The sequence below is a fragment of the Lentimonas sp. CC4 genome, assembly GCF_902728235.1.
GTDB lineage: Bacteria > Verrucomicrobiota > Verrucomicrobiia > Opitutales > Coraliomargaritaceae > Lentimonas.
Window position 1 is genome coordinate 1653705 of sequence record NZ_CACVBO010000001.1, and the last position, 17332, is coordinate 1671036.

Here is a 17332-nt window from a genome sequence, read left to right on the forward strand (position 1 = left end):
CGTTTGTGAAGAGTCGTTATGTTGTAAGGACTGAAATGTATATTTGGGGAGTCAATGCACCACCTGGATATGGGAATGTCATTGATTATTATAGCATCTCTCCTGTGGAGCTTGGGCGAATCACTGGTCGTGAAATTCTGTCAGAAAGCATTTTACAGCCAGGGACTGTTTTAGAAATACAGAAGATTAAAGAAAGCATGAACCACCTGCCCGGATATCGGCGCGTGGCTGCTATTGTTTTAGTCGATTCATTTGATAATCAGTTTGATGCGCCGATCGAAATTTCTTTGGAGCATCTTCTGTCAACTAAGCATGTGAAAGCGCTGGGAAGAGTTTCTACGGATATATGATCGATATGACCGCCAGGCAGCAGCTCAAAGCATGTCTCGAGAGTTATCTCGATGAAAGTATCACTGCGTTTGAGTTGGATGATCGTCTTCAAGCGATTGAATGCAGTGAGGAAGATGGCAGTCTCAAAGAAGTAATTTCCATTCTATGGTTCTGCTATGACGATTGCAAAGATCACAAGATTGTCGCGTGTAAAGAAGAGTGGGACTTTTTCCAACGGGTGCTGCTATTCTTAGATTCAGGGCTGAGTATTGCTGACCTGTATGAAGATCAAAATAAAACGGGCTGGCACCTGACTCAAGCAGTTGCGTTTGCGGTATTGTCGCTCCAGATATGGATGTTTTTACAAGGTGACCATTGGTTTATGGTCACAGCGCTTGGTGCACTTGCTTCAATACCAATTTGGATCGTTCGAGACCGTTGCACTCGCGGACTGTTTAGTGCACAGGAACATAAAGACTCCGACCGCTGGTTGCAGAAATATTATCCCTTTAGCAGCATCTCTCAGATGAAGAGAGCCGCGAAGGAAATGAACGTTAGCAAAGTCGCCTATCCGAAGCACTTAGAAGATCGAGTGATTCGTGACGCGTCTGAATTGAAGCTGATGACTCTTTGGAGCCGCGGCGTGCTGTATTGCTCGCATCTAGTTTTATCGCCTTTGATTCTGCTCTTTGAGTGTTTTCCGATGAAAGAAGCTTTATTGGCAGTGAGGGCAAGGGCAGAGGGAGGTGATCAATGAGCTTCTTGTATCCAAAGTTTCCGCTGAAGCGATTGCCGCACATGCTCGGGCTGAGCGTGATTGGCACATTGATTGCAGGCGCTTATGGCATCGTGCACGACCAAATTACTTATTCCATTTCACACGAGTATTTTACAAAATTGAAATTTGAGCAGTTCGATTATGCAAATTTCGGGCTACCTGAAAGAGTATTCGTGGCTGAAGTCGGTTTCATGGCGACATGGTGGGTGGGCTTCTTCTCAGCTTGGTTGATCGCACGGCTACTATTCCCCGCTTGGCCGCTTAAAGATGTTTACAGAAAAAGCTTCAAAGGCTTCGGAATCATCTTTGGCAGTGCGATGATTGGCGGTATTACAGGGTTCATTTTGGGTGCGACCCATTCCTCTGATTACTCTTACTGGGAACCGACGGTAACATATCTTCAAGTCACCGAACCTGCGAACTTTGTATCGGTCGCCTTAATTCATAACGCTGGCTATATTGGCGGCCTCGCCGGTTTGATCGTATGCCTCATGCTGATGGCGATTGAAAAGCGAGATGCTTCACGAGACTGGCTGTGAGCGTAGGGTCCACCGATGATTGCCATTGAGCTCAAAGAGACCTTAGTTATACCTGCATACATCATGATTTGTGAAAAGTGACACACCTCATACGAACCTGTTGCATGTGTGGGTTACTCGGGGAGGGACGGCCTCCGCGCCGTCCGCCGAGCCTCAGCACGGAACCAAAGCACCAGCACACCGTAAGACGAAGCTCGCCACTCCCCAATGGGTTAAGCTAAAAATCACAAATTTTGATGCGCGCCAGTATACTGTCAAATTTCGTAGCGTGCCGCTGTCGCACAATGCCATTGCATGTCTCGATATCTGTTTACTTTTCGGGGATAATTAAAACCTAGAGCGCAGAGATTCAGCCACAAAAAGGCACGAAGAAGCACGAAAAACTAAACCGCAGTCGTTTTTGTGTATTTTGGGCTTCGCCCTTCGGTTGATTATCGCTGCGCTCGGAAGTGCCTCTTTGTGGCCGTAAAATACCCAAGATTAGAACGTCATCCTATCTGATTTTTTAATATGCAATGGCATCGAGCTTTACAAACGTTCAGCGCCTCAGAGCCAGCACCGCACACGAGTTACTATAAGCTGCACGCTACGAGTGATTTTCCGCAAGCTCCCCACTTGACCTGTGAAAAACAGCGATCAGATTGTGCGCATGTTTGATCCGATTGAAGCTCTTAAAGATTATATTCGTTTTCCTTCCGTTTCGACGGATCCGGCCTATGCCGATGGCATGAAAGGAGCGCGTGAGTATGCAACTGGCTTGTTGGAGAACCTTGGCTTTAAGGTGGAAGTGGTGGAGACAGAACTGCACCCGATTCTCTTGGCTGAGCGCTTTGGCGATCCGGCGTGGCCACATATTGCGATTTACGGGCACTACGATGTGCAACCGGCCGATCCGTTTGAACTATGGACGAGTGAGCCGTTTGAACCGACGGTGCGTGATGGCCGTATCTATGGTCGTGGCACGGCCGATAACAAGGGGCCTACAATTGTGCATATGTCGGCATTGGCTCGTGTGTTGGCGAAGCATCCAGATCTACCACTCAACATCACATATGTGATCGAGGGCGAGGAGGAGATCGGTAGCCCGAGCATGCCGAAGTTTTTTGATTCGTATGCAGAGCGTATTTCGAAGGCAGACTTTATCTTAGTCTCTGATACGGGGAGCCCAAACACTGAGCAGATCGTGATTACGACGGCACTCCGTGGTTTGGTGGATTTGGAAATCAAAGTGCGTGGCCCAAAGAGCGATCTGCATTCAGGCATCCACGGCGGCGCAGTGTATAATCCATTGCAGGCATTGATGGAAATTTGCGCGGGGCTACACAATCCAGATGGCAGTGTGAATGTGCTAGGGTTTTACGACGATGTGTTGCCGGTGCTCGATTGGGAACGCGCGGAGTTGGCGCGTTATCCGGAGACGGTCGAGAGTTATCAAGCGATGCTTGATGTCCCTGCATTTTATCCGGCCAATGGTCTGACTCCCCTTGAAGCGGTGCGCTTTGGGCCGACGCTAGAGTTTAATGGGATCGGTGGCGGCTATCAGGGCGAAGGTTCGAAGACCGTGATTGCGAGTGAGGCCTTTGCCAAGGTGACCTGTCGCTTGGTGGCGAATCAAGATCCTCACAAGACACAGGATCAAGTCGTTGCTGCGATTGAGGCCCTCTGCCCGGCAGGTGTAACGCTCAATGTGCGTCGAGGACCGGTCGCGGAAGCGTATTTGGCGGTGCCGCCAGAGCGTCCGAACACGCCTGCGGATCAACCAGAAGCGTTGGCACGTGCGTTTAAGTCGGCCGATCGCGCGATTGAGCAATGCTTTGGCAACGCGCCGATTTACTTGCGCGAGGGGGGCAGTATCCCCGTGATTGCAGACTTCAATAAACGTGCAGGGCTCGACGCCTTGATGGTGGGTCTCTTCACGCCGATCGATAATCTACATGCACCGGACGAGGGCTTTGATCTGAAGTTGATGGAGAATGCGATCACCGCGTTTGAGCAGATCTTCTGCGATATCGCTGGGGTGTAGCTTTGACTTATGAAAATTGAAAAGGCAGGTTTTATCGCATTTCCCGCATCGGACTTTGAGGCGTCACTACGCTTTTATCGGGATGTGTTGGAGTTGCCGCTGGTGAAGCAGGGAGAGGACGCGTTTTCACGTTTTGCACGGTTTGATTGTGCGGGCTTTGGCATTCACGTTTACGAATGGACGAAGCCGTTCAACCGCGCGCATACGGGACTTCAGCTCTATGTCAAAGACGTGGACGCCTTGTATGCCGAACTCCAGGCGCAAGGTGTGCAGTTTAACGGCGAGGTGCGTGATGAGCCGTGGGGTGGACGTGTGGTGACAGTGCGTGATCCCGACGGAAATCTGTTTGATCTGCTGAATGCGGAGTATGCCGAGCAGTTCGGGGCGTGATGGTAGGTTTTCTGCCATACCGCTGGCGTCGTGTTCTTTCCTCTGTGCTCTCCGTGTTCTCTAGCGCAGCGGGTGGTTAACTATCTTTGCATCTTCGGTGGACTTTCTTTGGGTCCATTAACTACGAATCACACGATTTTTTCGCGAGCAGTGGCTTCGGTGGCTTGGTTTTCGGAGCGACGAAGACCAGCCAGACGATTGCGCAGATGAGCCATAGGGCGGATGCGTAGATGTAATGCGTGGTGCGTAGGTCCGGGCGGAAGTCGGCGACGATGCGTGTTGATGCGGCTAGGATGAGTGTGCCTGTCACCCATGCAAAGATTTTGACGCTTTTGCGGATTAGATCAGGGCGGTCGCTGTGGCCGAAGACCACGCGCAGCGAGACTAGAAAGATCGTGCCTGTTAGGCCGACAAAAAAGTAGGCGTGTAGCCAGGCGACCTTGTAGCCAGGAAAGAATGCTGCGCCAATTAGGCCGATGGCGATCGTGCTTAGGGCGAAGATCAGCTGCAGGCCATGCATGCGCTCTTTGCGGCGGAATTCCATCCATGGGAGTTGTGTAATGATGTAGGCCGTGAGTGTGAGCACTCGTAGGGTATAGGCGGTGGTGATGTGTCCGGATAGCTCAATGACAACGGAGAGCGCAAATCCGATTGCGGCGAAGATGCTCTGCCGAAAGCGGCGTTTCCACTCGGCACTCGGCGTCATCGTCTCGTCGAAGTCGTGACGGTTCTGTCCGCCGATGATTTTAGGGAAGAAGAACGCGCCGACACCGATGATGGGTAACATCGTGAAGCCTTGGAAAAGGAGGATTTTGCCAAGCGCATAGGCGGTCGCGTTCGGCCAGATCGTGGCGGTCAGAGCCAGGAGGCTGCTACCGACACAGGCGCAGATCAGGCCGAGTGCCGCGAGCGGAAAGCCCGGCGGTGGCATATCGGTGCGGGCGCAGTAAGCACGGTAGGCCTTGAGTAAGAGTGCCAGCGTCGCGAGGGCAAAGAGTGTATCGCCTAGCGCCAGTTGATTGAAAACGAAGGCTAGGTTGGACAGGCAGGCCAGTCCGAAGATTGCACAGATGCATTTCGATCCGAAGGCGGGTGCGCCTAGGAGTCGTGGCCCAGCGGTCATCATGAATCCGAAGATGAAGAAGGCCGCAAAGCCATCGATCATCAGGCGTGGGTGAGCGAGTGCTGGATAGTAGTTGAGTGCGCCGGCAAAGAACAGCGGCCACAGCGCGACGCCGATGATGCCCCATAGGACGCCGACGGGGAAGAAGAGGCGGAATGGTTCACTCAGGCGAGTGAGGGCGTTGTTATCAGACTGGCACATAATTAACTACTGTTTTGTATTTAATTGTGTGATTTGCGATCTTTTTTAAGGTCTTCATCCTAATCATGCTCTTAAACTTGTTCTTGTGAGTTGTGGATACGGGCTTTGAGAGGGATTAGGGTTCAGAGTCGGATTACGATTAGGGTTCAGACTCCTGCACTTGTGGATTGACTCTTTTGCTCTGAATTCAGACTTCTTTTCCATGAAATATATCAGCACACGCGGCCAGGTGCCTCCTGTTTCTTTCTCAACGGCGGTGGCTCAAGGGCTTGCGCCGGATGGTGGCTTGTATCTACCTGAAGCATTGCCCGACCTGACGCCTTACCTCAAGGAATGGTCGACTCTGAGCTATGCTGAATTGTGTGAGGCGTTTTTTGCGATTTTCGCGACGGATATCGACCGTGCCGAGCTGAAGGGGATCGTCGAGCGCTCTTATACGAAGTTCGATCATGCGGACATCGCACCGATTCAAACGCTGAGCGACGAGTTGTTCGTGCTGGAGCTGTTCCACGGGCCGACACTGGCGTTTAAGGACTTTGCGCTGCAACTGTTGGGTAACCTTTACGAAGCGCAAATCGCGCGCACGGGCAATCCGATCTCGGTGCTGGGTGCGACGTCGGGCGATACCGGTGCGGCTGCGATTCATGGCCTGCTCGGTAAGACGGGTGTGAAGACTTTTATCCTGTATCCGGATGGCCGTGTGTCGCCGCTGCAGGAGCGTCAGATGACTTGCACGGGTGCGGACAATGTCTTTCCGCTCGCGATCAAGGGCAGCTTCGACGATGCACAGGCGGCGATGAAGACCGTGTTCGAAGACCATGCTTTTGCGGCTGAAGTCGGCCTGTCGGCGGTTAATTCGATCAACCTCGCGCGTATTTTGGCGCAGTGTGTCTATTATCTCTCTGCTTACTTCCGCTTGCCGGAAGCAGTGCGCGATGAGACGACGTTCGTGGTGCCGACGGGGAACTTCGGCAATGTGCTGGCCGGTTGGTTAGTGCAGCGCATGGGAGTGCCGATCAAGGGCTTCCGCGTAGCGACGAACCAAAATGATATTTTACACCGTCTGTTCCAGACTGGCACTTATCAGCTCGATGACGTGGCACCGAGCCTTGCGCCGTCGATGGACATTCAGGTCGCTTCGAACTTTGAACGCTTCCTCTATTATTCGGAGGATTGTGATTCCGCGAAGGTGCGTGAGATTATCCAGACCTTTAAGGATACGGGTAAATACGTGTTCGAAGATCTGAAGGCGGATGGCTTTAGCAGCTCCCGCACGAACGACGCCGAGATCGGTGCGATCATTAAGCGTGTGTATGAGCAATATGGCTACGTGGCTGACCCGCACACTGCGTGTGGCTTTGCGGGTGAGTTTGAAGGACCGCAGATTGTGCTATCGACTGCGCATCCTGCGAAATTCCCTGAGACGATTGTGGATGCGATTCAGCAGGATTCGACACATCCGTCGCTGGAGGCGCTGAAGCAAATCGAGATCGTGAAGCATGCCGTCGAGCCAACTCCGGAGGCGATTAAGGCCTTCATGCGGGCGCATGTTTAGCGAACGTAGCAGCGCGCTTCTATACTCACGCGCATCATTTTTGTGAACAGCGCATTCACGCTATTTCTCGATCTGTCTGTAGGGGCTTTGCTTGCGAAGACCGCGCAAAGGCCACACGCATAGGAAGTTGAAACACTTTAGCTGCCTTCGCGGGTGCCGCCCTTCGACAAGCTCAGGGCCTTGAGCCTGTCGAAACGGCAAGCAGCACCCCTACGCTTCTAACTACTTTTTGCTACCACTTAATCGTGGCGGCGAGTTCGTATCTACGTGGTAGTTCGGCGTAAACGGAGTCATTGCCATAGAGGCTGTTGACTGCGCCCCAGTTTTCCTCGTCGGTGGCGTTGAGCATTTTCAGTGAGATCGCCCAGCGGGCGGTTTCGTATTTCATGCCTAGATCGATGGAGTATTGCCAAGGGATCTCGATGGAATCGAGTTTGGGGCCAGTGCCACCTGCTACGTGTTCGGCCGGCACGTTGAATCCCAAGTCCATCGGCGAGGTTATCAGTATGCCGCAGGTAGCGGATAGGTTATCCGTGAGTTTATAGGCGACGAGTCCATTGATGATGCTACGTGGCACTCCGGGAGTGCGGGCATCGTAGCCATCAAAGGTGTAGAAGGTGTCGTAGGCATATACGCCGCCGTTGCTGTTCACCGAACTAATCGGGGCTTGTGTGGCACTCTGTCCATTTTTTGAGATGGACTCGATATAGCTATAGCCTGCGACGACGTAAAACTTTGGAGTGGCTTGGTAAGCGACTTCGGTTTCGAAGCCCGTGATTTGCACTTTGATATCTTCGCCGCGGGACTGAGTATCGGTTCTGGTTTGGTAGAATACGTCTGCCGAATAGAAAAGTGTGTTGTCTAGGAATGTGGCTTTAAAGCCGCCTTCGACCAGTTCGCTTTTTCGGTCAAACTTATCGCCGTCGATTTTACCGTTATTCTCACCGCCGTTTTTCAGGGCTATCCCCCCTCCGAGGTCGGATGGGATCGATTCGCTGTAGTTGTAATTCGCATACAAGCTTTGAGTGGGGGTGAGTTTGTAAACTAGTCCGACGTTGAAGTTCGGGATGAAATCGTCATGGCTATCTTTTGCTTTTTCGACGCCAGAGTAGTCATTGCCTGGGTTCTCGCGCTGCAAGTAGCGAATCATGTCGCCGAACATAGGGTCTTCGGATTCTACGTGCACGAAGTCGAGGCGTCCGCCGACCAGTAGGATGAGTTGCTCTGTCAGGTTGATTTCGTCTTCGATGAATAAGCCTGCGGTCGATATCTGCGAGTCGTTGGAGTCGTTGTTGCCGAGCACGAAGTCGCCTGTGCCGGAGATGAAGTAATCGCTAGAGTTCGAACCCGGGAACCCTGATAACTTGCCGCGGCCAGATTGTCCGTGGACAGGAAATGCATTGTAGAAGCCGCCTGTATAAAACACTTCTGGATCGGTGAGTCCGACTTCCGAGTAGGGGCGGCTGAGATCCCACGCGTTGGCGGGTTCGTGGTAATAGTCGTTGACTGCCCAGACGTCTTGATAGCTGAAGCTGAGGCCGACGTTGAACTTGTGCAGCAAGTTGAGGAACTCCGCTTCGGTGCGGAGTTCGGTTCGGTTTTCGAAACGGTAGTTGTCGCGTAGCAGTTCGGTATATTGGTATGAGCTGAAGGTGTCGCGGTCGCAGTATTGAAAGAGGCTGTTGTTGACGATGGTGACATCTGGATCGGCTGTGAAGGTCTGGATCGCTTGCAGTGAGAAGTAGTCGCCATTGGAGTCGTCGCCATCGCCGTGTAGACGTGTCTCTCTATCGATCTTCGTCGTGCCATCGGTGGTGAGCGAATCTCCAAATCCGAAGGTGGTGCCTTTGCCCGTGACGTAAGTGCCGTGGTCGAGTAGATCATCGGTCGGACGATTAATGCCCCAGTTCTCGGTGTAGTTGGCATTGAAATACTCGCCATTCACATCCAGTTGATAGTTCTCATTGGGAGCCCATGTGAGTGCGCCGTAGATAGCGGTGGTTTGGCGTTTATAATCGTCCCAGTAATAATCAGTGCTGTCTTCGCCTGTGATACTGAAGCGGACGGCAAGTGTCTCGGAAATTGCGATGTTTTGATCGATCTCGAGTTGTTGCATGCCTTCGCTGTCCACGGTGGCGGTGGCGTAACCGTAGTTGTCGTCAAAGGTGGGGCGCTTTGTAATGAGGTCGACGTAACCGCCGACATATTGAGAGACGCCGATCATCACTGAGGGCGGCCCTTTGAGGATGCTTACGGATTCGACGGAGTTGAAATTTAGCGGCATACCATTGCCGTTATTCGACATGCCTTTACGCATGCCGTTGACAAGTGTGTCGGCAATTTGACCGCGGATACTGGGCGTGGTCGGCGCCCCGAAGTTGGAGCCAGTGTAGCTAGAGGTGGTGAGTTTTGCGAAGTCGCGTGGATCTCTGATACTGATGGCATCGAGTTGCTCCCTTGAAATGATGGTGATGTTACGCGGAGTGTCTAATACACTCATGTCGGAGCCGTAGACTGAATTGACGGGGCGAGCGGTGGGTAGGACGTTTTCTTCCAGTGGGATGGGGGCGTAGACAATGTAGTCTTCCAATACGGTGGTTTCCATTTCGGCCTCATCAGTTTGCTGGATACTCTCTTCCGCTAGAATCGAAGTGAGTGGTAGGCAGAGGTAATAGAACCACAGTCCAGTTGGTGTGATCGGTCGAATCGTCATGGGTAGTTGGGTCGTTGGGTAGTGTGTTGCGGATGACCTACGCTTAGCCGGCTGGCAGGTCGAGTTGCGCGATCATTTCGATCAGTTGGAGGCGGAGTTTGCGGCTTTTTGCGATGGATAGGGTTTCACAATAATGATCGATGCAGAGGCAGAGCTTAGTCAGGGTTGGGTGATCGTAGCGATAGTTGATTTCGACGATATGAACTTTGGCGAGAATGAGCTCCTCGATGTCGATCATTTTAAGTGCTGGAATCAGCGTCGTCTCAAACAGTTGGATCAATTTGGATCGGTCAGTTGTTGAAAAAGGGCCATTGTTAAATGCCTCCACCAGCTCCTCAGTGGAGAAGTCTTCGGTTTTAGGTGCGACTTGGATCGTTGGTTCGTATGGCGTGGCCGGTGTCGTTGTTGGGATGTCGGTGCTCTGGTTCGGCGGGATTTCTAGGTTCGGTAAGTCGATGGTGAATGTTGATCCAACGCCGAATTTACTTCGGACTGAGATACTACCATCCATCATTTCTACCAAGCGTTTGGAGATTGCTAACCCGAGGCCAGAGCCCATTTCTGTGCGTGTGTGGTCGCGGCTGGCTTGTTCGAAGGCATTGAAGATTCGTTTGAGTTGACCTTCGGGGATGCCTTCGCCCGTATCGCTGACGAGGCAGCGAATGTGCGCATGATGTTCGGTGATTTTAACGAGGCTGATATGTATGGAGACTGTGCCTTTATCTGTGAATTTGATGGCATTGCCAACGAGGTTGAGGAGGACTTGTCTGAAGCGAGAGGGGTCAATTATTAGCTTGTTTGGGATCGTCGGTTCTGGATGGAATTCCAGTGTAACATCTTTTTCGGCCAAGCTGGGCTGGAACATTTGCAGAGTGTCTTTACAGTTGGCGATTAGATCGGTTGGGCGTGGACTGAGGGTTAGTTTGTTCGCTTCGATTTTTGAGAGATCGAGCAAGTCTCCGATCATCGTGAGGAGCGTGTCACCTGATTTGAGAATAGCGCTTAGGTAGTTTTTATGAGCGGTGTCGCTGACCTCTTCTTTGAGAATGTCAGCAAAGCCCATGATCGAGTTCATCGGAGTGCGAATCTCGTGACTGATGTTCGCGGTGAACTCGCTCTTGATCCGATTTGCGGATTCGGCGTGCTCTTTGGCGATGACTAGTTCTTCACTTTGGCGTCGTAGTTCTCGTGTGCGAGCCTCCACCAGTATGCTGAGACGCTTACGGTGGCGTTTAGATGCGCGTAGTCTGAGGAAGTTTATCAAATAACCGATAAGTAGGAACCCACAAGCAGCCAAAATGTAGAAAGCGATGGTCTGATGGAAATAGGGTTTAACTACGAAATTCAGAACCGCATCGATCGAGTGTATACTATCGTCATCATGGCCTCCTGTGCCGACTTGGAAGGTATAGTCGCCTGGAGGAAGGTTCGTGTAAACTGCTTCTCGGCGTGAGGTCGTCTCCCAGTCTTCAAAGCCGAGTAGGCGTGTGTGAAAGGTCCTGCGGGTCGTGGCTTGGAAAGCTGGTGCGGTGTAGCTAATACGTAGCCGTTGCAAGCCGGGCTCAAAGGTGATGGTGGGGGCTTGATTGATAGAGTGTGATATTATGAGTTCCCCGTCTGCGTTTACTTCGTCGATGACTGCTTTCGGAATGAATGGGGCCGAGCTAGCTTTGTCGGGCTCTACTTTGACCACTCCACCATTGAACGCCACCCAGAATGACTGGTCGTCCATATGCGCATGGGATATGGCTGTGGCATTGTTCGAAGGCAATCCATTGGCTTTGTGGTAGCTGTGGAATGGGATTTGTTTGGGCAGTTCGTCTTGTTCAAACAAGTTTGTCTCTAGCTGATAGAGGCCCGAGTTTGATGTGAGCCAGAGGCCTCCTATATTATCATCCCAGACGTGGAAAATATTTGCGCGTGGGAAGATGCCGGTGAGATTGAATACTTTCAGCTCATTATTACGAATGCGGAAGATGCCTCCGCTATAGCCTCCCCATATTGTTCCTGAACTGTTTTCGCTGAGGTGGAATACGGTGGCATATGCGAGCTCGGTGCCTTTTGTGAAATGCACCGGCGTGTTCTCTTGAAGGTAGCAGAGGCCTCCGGATGCTAACGAAACCCAGAGTCGATCTCGTGAGTCGGAAAATAGGGACAGTGCGATGTTGGAGGGTAGTCCGTCTTCGATCGAAATATTTGATAACGTGGCGCCGTGGTAGATATCTAGACCGTAGTAAGTGGCTAAGATGAGCCGCCCGTCTGCGGTCTGTTCCATGCTGTAGATCGTGTCGGAGGTGAGACCGTGCTCTTGAGTCGTGCGGCTTATTTTTCCGTTTTTGTAGTGAAACAGTCCTTGGCCATAGCTGGAGAAGTAGATGTCTTGCGGGGTGATGATGCGAATGTCTGTGATGTCGATCCCGCGTAAATTAGGGAACCGTGCTTTTGTTGTGTCTGACTCTGTGTTGATGTGATCCACCCCGTTTGTGGAGCCGATTAGGTAGCCTCCGCTGGGGTAAGGGACGATACAGCGTGCGACTCCTCGGTGCAGTCCGTTGCGCTCGGTGTAGGTCTTGAATAAGCGCTTCTGGAGCAGCTTTAATCCATTGTTAAACGTGGTGTATGCAACACCACCTTCTTGTGTGAGTGCAATCGAGAAGATGTGATCGTCATCTTGAGTGTCGTCTTGAGCGAGCTTATCGATCGTGCCGTCGCTGTAGCGAAACATGCCGCTTTGAGAGCCGATCCATACGGTGCCATCCGCCTCTGTTAGCATGTCACGGACTTGTCCGCTTTTAGCGAGTAGATTGTTTTGGTAGAGTTGCCAGCTGCCCGATTGGTAATGGAGTAGGTCGTTGCTGCTGGTGATCGCCCAGATGGAACCGTTGAGGCCTTGCTCGAAATTGACGATGCGATTCGAGCCGGCACCCATCTCTCTAGGAGAGAAGGCTGTCACTTGGCCATTGTTGATACGGCTTAGGCCTTCCTGTGGATCGGCGATCCATAGGCTGCCATCATCCGCAAAGAGTGCGTGGTGGACGGATTGCCCGTTGAGCCCTGGAATTGGATATTCCGCGATTGCGTCATCGGTGATGTAGTAAAATTGATTTCCTCCGAGGAAGACAATATCGCCCTGCCAATCTTTAAATAGTGTGTAGTCGACGACTTTGGTGTGCGTGCTGGTTTCCCAGTGTGACATCTCGCCATCTTTGTAGCGGAAGAGGTAGCGGTGGTTCGTGTCGAAGGCCCATACACTGTCGTGTCGATCGACTAATACGTCAAAGGCGCCGCCTTTTAGTTCGGCATAGTCTTGGTGTGTGATGGCGTCGAATTCGACGCCATCGTAGCGGATCAGGCCCTCGAAGCTTGCAATCCAGAGGAAGCCACGTTCCGAGCGAGCCAGATAGTTCAACTGGTTCATCGGCAGTCCATCGTCGGACGTCAGGTTCTTGATGACGTAATCTTCAAGCGGGGTGATTGCGGCAACTGAGAGTGTTGACGAAACGATCGCTAGGAGCGCGACAATGAGCGTGCTACGCAAATGCCCGAGAATGCAGTGGATAAAGTGTGAAGTGGATAGTTGACTGGCAAACATGTGGAGTAGCCTGAGCGGTGCAGAGTCGGCCGATCACTGGGTGGGGATTTCCAAGTAGAACACATTGCCTTCGATGTCATCTCGTCCGTAGACGCCGATCTGGCCTTTATACAGGCCGACTAGACGTTTTACAATTGCGAGGCCAATGCCATGTGAAGAGCTGTTGCCCAGTGGGGCTTCGGGGCCTTTCTGGAATTTTTTGAACAGGGCATCCCTTGTTTCTTCAGGGATCGGCGCGGCTTGGTCATGGACTTCGAAGCGAAACCCCGTTTTGGATGAATTTAACGGATCCAGTCGGATGGTGATTTCCGAGCCATGTCGTGAGTATTTCACAGCATTACAAATGATGTTATCAAACATCTCGGTTAAAATACGGCGGCTGATGCGCACCAAGGGCTCGAATGCTAGATCATGCTTGAGTTGAATTGATTTTTCCTTCGCTGAAATCGAATTGAGTCGAACCAAATGGGAGATGACTTCGCCTGCGTTGGTCCGTGCTTCGGTGAGTGGAGCCGCTTCACCGTGCTTCTGTGTTTCTTCGTTGAGGATGTCATTCACTAGCTCAGTCATGCCGCGGGCACTTTCGCCCATAAGTTCGAGCATGGAGCAGAGCTCATCTGTGCTGCAGTTCCCGCTTTTGATGTCTTCGATCATTATCGGGGCCAGACCCTGAATCGCACTAGTCGGGTTCTTTATGTCGTGCGCGAGTGTGGTGAGTAGCTCCGTTTTCGTCTGGTAGAGCGTGCTGAGTTGCTGCTGGATGACGTGCAAGTTGATGTGCGTGCGCACACGGGCTAGCAGTTCTTCGCGGATAAAGGGCTTTTTGATGTAGTCCACGCCGCCAGCAGCAAAGGCGCTGACCAGATCGGTGACTTCTGTGGCTGCCGTTAAGAAAATGACAGGAATATGCTCGGTTTGCTCTTCGGCCTTGAGTTGTTTGCAGACACCCAGCCCATCAATCCCAGGCATCATGACATCAAGCAGGATGAGGGTGGGTTGTTGTTCTTTAGCGGCTTCGAAGGCTTCTTCGCCATTGATCGCAAAGATAAAACGCATGCCCTCTCGTCGTAGAATTTCGCCAACCAGTTGCAGATTTTGTGGCTCATCATCTACAATCAGGATTTTGGTTTCTTCCGTGGCTTGGGGGGAGCATTCCATCCTATTCGTGTGTTTTAAATACTAAGTAGTGGGTGGTATTCCTTAGTCTTAGGCCGAATCTAAGCGAATTACGAGGGTTGATTCTGGGTATATTACGTTAAGTTTTTTGCCCATAACGTTGAGTTTGTGCTATTTTTTCCGGGCTTCAAACTCGGCGGAGTCCTTTAGCGATGTTTCGGCTAAGTTTTTCTTAATCTCGCAACGCGTTTTTTTCCAGAAATGGTGGTGTGGGCATGCGCGCTCGTCAGAGCATTGTGCCATCCCGAGCAGGCACCCTTCAGTCCACTGCTCGCCGTCGATTGCACGGCTCACATCCAGTAGGCTGATCTCTTCTGCTGGGCGTGCGAGTTGCACGCCACCGGTGTAGCCACGTTTGCTTTTGACCAGTCCAGCTTCGCTGAGGCGGCTAATGATTTTCGCTAGATAGAAGTTTGAGACATCGGATTGCGCTGCGAGGTCTTTGACCAGCATCGGTGGGCCATCAGGGCCTCCGAGGCAGCTCAGTGCGCGTATTGCATAGCCAGTTGTGGTTGAGAGTGAAAGCATGGTAGGTATTGTTTGGAAAGAAGAGTAAGGACGGACTGTCTGAGGTCGATGTGAGGCATTCCAGCAAAAAGTGCACCGTTATTGAAGACGCATTACAATTTTTTTCATAGTAAACACAGCTCCAACCGTTTGTCTATCACTAGCTTGATTTAGGGTTTTTCGGGGGGATTGTTTTCTTTTTTCAAAGCGTTGATCTTGTGGAACCGAGCTGTTGGACTTCTGTCGAACTCACTGAACCAATCTTCTATTATGAAACCTACCTTATTTCTATTCTTTAGTGGTGTCATTGTCTCGTCGTTGTTTGCGGCGCAGAAAAATCCAGAACTTCGAGTCGTCGAAGACTCTAGGGCAGTGGCGTCCATTGGTGAGACGCCAGTGGTTTCCTATGCAGATGTGCTTGATAAAGCCACGCCGTCGGTCGTGGCAGTCTATACGTCGCGACTCGTTCAGCCCTCATATTATCAACGTGCCCCTCAGGGCTTGCAGGACTTGTTGCGTCAATTTGGTCGGCCAGCACCACAGTCTCAGTCAGACGGATCGAAAGAGCGTATGGAGCAAGTCGGGGTCGGTTCGGGGGTGATACTTTCGGAGGACGGCTACATTGTAACGAATTATCACGTGATCCAAGTGCAACGTGGGCGAGCTGCGGATGAGATCCGTGTGCGCCTGAGTGATGATGTCGAGTATGTGGCCACGCTGGTTGGATCGGATGAAAAAACAGATGTGGCTGTCTTGAAGATCGAGCCAGAAGAGTCGCTGCCGGTTGTGACAATTGCGGATAGTGCAAAGCTACGCGTGGGTGACATCGTATTTGCGATTGGGAATCCGCTGGATGTTGGGCTGACTGCGACGCAAGGCATCGTTTCTGCACTCGGGCGTGACTCAGGAGGGGAAATTTTGGGGCCTGGTTCGTATGAGAATTTCATTCAGACAGATGCGTCGGTAAATTTGGGTAATTCCGGCGGTGCGTTGATCGACGCTGCGGGGCGCTTGATCGGGATCAATACTGCGATTGTGTCTGGCTCCGGCGGGAGTATCGGTATTGGGTTCGCGATTCCTTCGAACATGGTGCTAAACGTGGTAACGAATTTGATCGAGTCGGGCGAAGTGCCACGCGGGTTGCTGGGTTTGATCCCCGTCAATTTGACTCCGGATTTGGCAGATGCCTTTGAATTGCCATCCACGCGTGGCGCTTTGGTGAATCAAGTAATCGTGGATTCGCCGGCAGAGATGGGGGGCATCCGCCATGGCGATATTATTATGCAAGTTGATGATGTTGATATCAAATCGGCTCCGCAGCTTCGTCTGGCAGTTTCTCAAATGCGTCCAGGCCGTAAGGTCGAGGTGACGCTGATTCGTCAGGGCGAGACGCTGACGTTGCCTGTCGTGTTAGGCAGTTTGACTGGTTCCGTCGCCAGTTTAGAAGTGGAGCAAAGTATACTCGAAGGCGTGCAGTTGCTGTCGATTGATAGTCGACTGCGCAAAGGTTGGTCGCTGCCAGATGACGTCGATGGCGTCGGCATTGGTGATGTGCTGCCAGAGTCGCCATACTCCGAGTTATTGGCTCGTGGCATGGTGATCGTCGAGGTGAACGGAAACGCCGTGACGACTACCGAGGACCTTGAAGCGCAACTGCAAGTGGGAGCGAATCGCCTCTATATCTGGAGCTCTGGCACGAATCACTTCATCGCCCTGTATGTTCAGGAATGATGGGGGGAGCTGAGACTTGAGAGCTGAGACTTGAGAGCTGAGACTTGAGAGCTGAGGCTTGAGAGCTGAGTCTTGAGGAATGATGGTGAGGCTTGAGAGCTGAGACTTGAGGGGGGAGCTTTGAAACCTAAAAACGGCTGCGGCTCATGCGGATCTGTTGAATGTGTGGGTTTCTTTGGGAGGGATGGCCTCCGCGCCGTCTGCCGAGCCTCAGCACAGAACCAAATCACTCAACCCATGCAGCAGCACACTGCAAGACGAGGCAGAGCTCGTCCCTCCCGAATGTGTTGGGCGAAAAATCAGAATTCTTGATGCGCGGTCGTATAGCACTCTGGACGAAATCGAGGAGAGCAGATCGCGTAGAAGATTAAGTCAGCGTCACCTGTATTAGTTATCCGTTGCCGGGTGTCTGCTGGGATGCGGACGACGTCGCCTGCGTGCACGTCAGTCGGCTCTAATTCGCCGACTTCGACGCGGCCTTCGCCGGAGATTATGAGATAGCGCTCGGCGGTGCCTTTCAGCTTGTGCCACTCGGTGGTGACATTTGGTGCTACGCGTGCGCGGGCGATGGACACCGCAGGATCATCCGGATCGTTGGATACTTCCAGGATCGAGCAACGCTCGGCGGTTTCAAATTCGTCGGACTCGTCGCTTCGCTGGATGGTCGGCTGCAT

The 17332-nt window shown here is 52.1% G+C and carries 13 protein-coding genes; 7 read left to right on the forward strand and 6 right to left on the reverse strand.

Features of this window, described 5'->3' with window-relative positions:
* Positions 1-35 precede the first annotated feature (35 nt).
* The 5 genes from GZZ87_RS07300 to GZZ87_RS07320 all read left to right on the forward strand — a co-directional run bounded on the left by GZZ87_RS07300 (position 36) and on the right by GZZ87_RS07320 (position 4060).
* Positions 36-350 carry a hypothetical protein gene (locus tag GZZ87_RS07300; protein ID WP_162027971.1) on the forward strand — a complete coding sequence of 105 codons (315 nt, stop codon included), beginning with the start codon at positions 36-38 and terminating at the stop codon, positions 348-350.
* Positions 347-1087 (forward strand): hypothetical protein, encoded by a 741-nt coding sequence (locus GZZ87_RS07305; RefSeq protein ID WP_162027970.1) that lies wholly within the window; start codon positions 347-349, stop codon positions 1085-1087. Before GZZ87_RS07300 ends, GZZ87_RS07305 begins: the two co-directional genes overlap by 4 nt.
* Positions 1084-1647 carry a hypothetical protein gene (locus GZZ87_RS07310; RefSeq protein ID WP_162027969.1) on the forward strand — a complete coding sequence of 188 codons (564 nt, stop codon included), beginning with the start codon at positions 1084-1086 and terminating at the stop codon, positions 1645-1647. The genes GZZ87_RS07305 and GZZ87_RS07310 overlap by 4 nt, the downstream gene beginning before the upstream one ends.
* 622 nt (positions 1648-2269) lie before the next feature.
* Entirely contained in the window at positions 2270-3670 is a 1401-nt protein-coding gene (locus tag GZZ87_RS07315; protein ID WP_244648108.1) for a M20/M25/M40 family metallo-hydrolase, read from the forward strand.
* Positions 3671-3679: 9 nt separating this feature from the next.
* On the forward strand, positions 3680-4060 hold the full coding sequence (locus tag GZZ87_RS07320) for a VOC family protein (RefSeq protein ID WP_162027968.1): 381 nt from the start codon (positions 3680-3682) through the stop codon (positions 4058-4060).
* A 121-nt stretch (positions 4061-4181) separates the two neighbouring features.
* Here GZZ87_RS07320 and GZZ87_RS07325 read toward each other — a convergent pair whose 3' ends face one another.
* A complete protein-coding gene (locus tag GZZ87_RS07325) occupies positions 4182-5384 on the reverse strand; it encodes an NnrS family protein (RefSeq protein WP_162027967.1) in 1203 nt (400 codons plus the stop codon).
* 202 nt (positions 5385-5586) lie between these two features.
* Between GZZ87_RS07325 and thrC the strand changes: the two genes are divergently transcribed.
* The gene (thrC, locus tag GZZ87_RS07330) at positions 5587-6939 is read left to right on the forward strand and encodes a threonine synthase (RefSeq protein ID WP_162027966.1); all 1353 of its coding nucleotides are present in this window, start codon (positions 5587-5589) and stop codon (positions 6937-6939) included.
* Between the two features lie 232 nt (positions 6940-7171).
* On the opposite strand, the gene GZZ87_RS07335 is transcribed toward thrC, so the two are convergent.
* The 4 genes from GZZ87_RS07335 to GZZ87_RS07350 form a co-directional block, all read right to left on the reverse strand.
* Positions 7172-9652 (reverse strand): TonB-dependent receptor, encoded by a 2481-nt coding sequence (locus GZZ87_RS07335; protein WP_162027965.1) that lies wholly within the window; start codon positions 9650-9652, stop codon positions 7172-7174.
* 43 nt (positions 9653-9695) lie between these two features.
* Positions 9696-13244, reverse strand: a complete 3549-nt coding sequence (locus tag GZZ87_RS07340) for a hybrid sensor histidine kinase/response regulator (protein ID WP_162027964.1) — start codon at positions 13242-13244, stop codon at positions 9696-9698.
* 33 nt (positions 13245-13277) lie between these two features.
* Entirely contained in the window at positions 13278-14402 is a 1125-nt protein-coding gene (locus tag GZZ87_RS07345; protein WP_162027963.1) for a hybrid sensor histidine kinase/response regulator, read from the reverse strand.
* A gap of 129 nt (positions 14403-14531) precedes the next feature.
* Positions 14532-14948: an Rrf2 family transcriptional regulator gene (locus tag GZZ87_RS07350; protein ID WP_162027962.1), complete on the reverse strand. Its 417-nt coding sequence runs from the start codon at positions 14946-14948 to the stop codon at positions 14532-14534.
* Between the two features lie 249 nt (positions 14949-15197).
* Here GZZ87_RS07350 and GZZ87_RS07355 point away from each other — a divergent pair, with 249 nt between their 5' ends.
* Entirely contained in the window at positions 15198-16658 is a 1461-nt protein-coding gene (locus tag GZZ87_RS07355; protein WP_162027961.1) for a Do family serine endopeptidase, read from the forward strand.
* A gap of 299 nt (positions 16659-16957) precedes the next feature.
* Here the strand turns inward: GZZ87_RS07355 and GZZ87_RS07360 are convergent, their stop codons facing one another.
* Positions 16958-17332, reverse strand: a complete 375-nt coding sequence (locus GZZ87_RS07360) for a cupin domain-containing protein (RefSeq protein WP_162027960.1) — start codon at positions 17330-17332, stop codon at positions 16958-16960.

Excerpts from the sequence above, each read along its gene's own strand:
- GZZ87_RS07300 (WP_162027971.1), top strand. The coding sequence starts at position 36 with ATGTATATTTGGGGAGTCAATGCACCACCTGGATATGGGAATGTCATT.
- GZZ87_RS07305 (WP_162027970.1), top strand. The coding sequence starts at position 347 with ATGATCGATATGACCGCCAGGCAGCAGCTCAAAGCATGTCTCGAGAGT.
- GZZ87_RS07310 (WP_162027969.1), top strand. The coding sequence starts at position 1,084 with ATGAGCTTCTTGTATCCAAAGTTTCCGCTGAAGCGATTGCCGCACATG.
- GZZ87_RS07320 (WP_162027968.1), top strand. The coding sequence starts at position 3,680 with ATGAAAATTGAAAAGGCAGGTTTTATCGCATTTCCCGCATCGGACTTT.
- GZZ87_RS07325 (WP_162027967.1), bottom strand. The coding sequence starts at position 5,384 with ATGTGCCAGTCTGATAACAACGCCCTCACTCGCCTGAGTGAACCATTC.
- thrC (WP_162027966.1), top strand. The coding sequence starts at position 5,587 with ATGAAATATATCAGCACACGCGGCCAGGTGCCTCCTGTTTCTTTCTCA.
- GZZ87_RS07335 (WP_162027965.1), bottom strand. The coding sequence starts at position 9,652 with ATGACGATTCGACCGATCACACCAACTGGACTGTGGTTCTATTACCTC.
- GZZ87_RS07340 (WP_162027964.1), bottom strand. The coding sequence starts at position 13,244 with ATGTTTGCCAGTCAACTATCCACTTCACACTTTATCCACTGCATTCTC.
- GZZ87_RS07345 (WP_162027963.1), bottom strand. The coding sequence starts at position 14,402 with ATGGAATGCTCCCCCCAAGCCACGGAAGAAACCAAAATCCTGATTGTA.
- GZZ87_RS07350 (WP_162027962.1), bottom strand. The coding sequence starts at position 14,948 with ATGCTTTCACTCTCAACCACAACTGGCTATGCAATACGCGCACTGAGC.
- GZZ87_RS07355 (WP_162027961.1), top strand. The coding sequence starts at position 15,198 with ATGAAACCTACCTTATTTCTATTCTTTAGTGGTGTCATTGTCTCGTCG.
- GZZ87_RS07360 (WP_162027960.1), bottom strand. The coding sequence starts at position 17,332 with ATGCAGCCGACCATCCAGCGAAGCGACGAGTCCGACGAATTTGAAACC.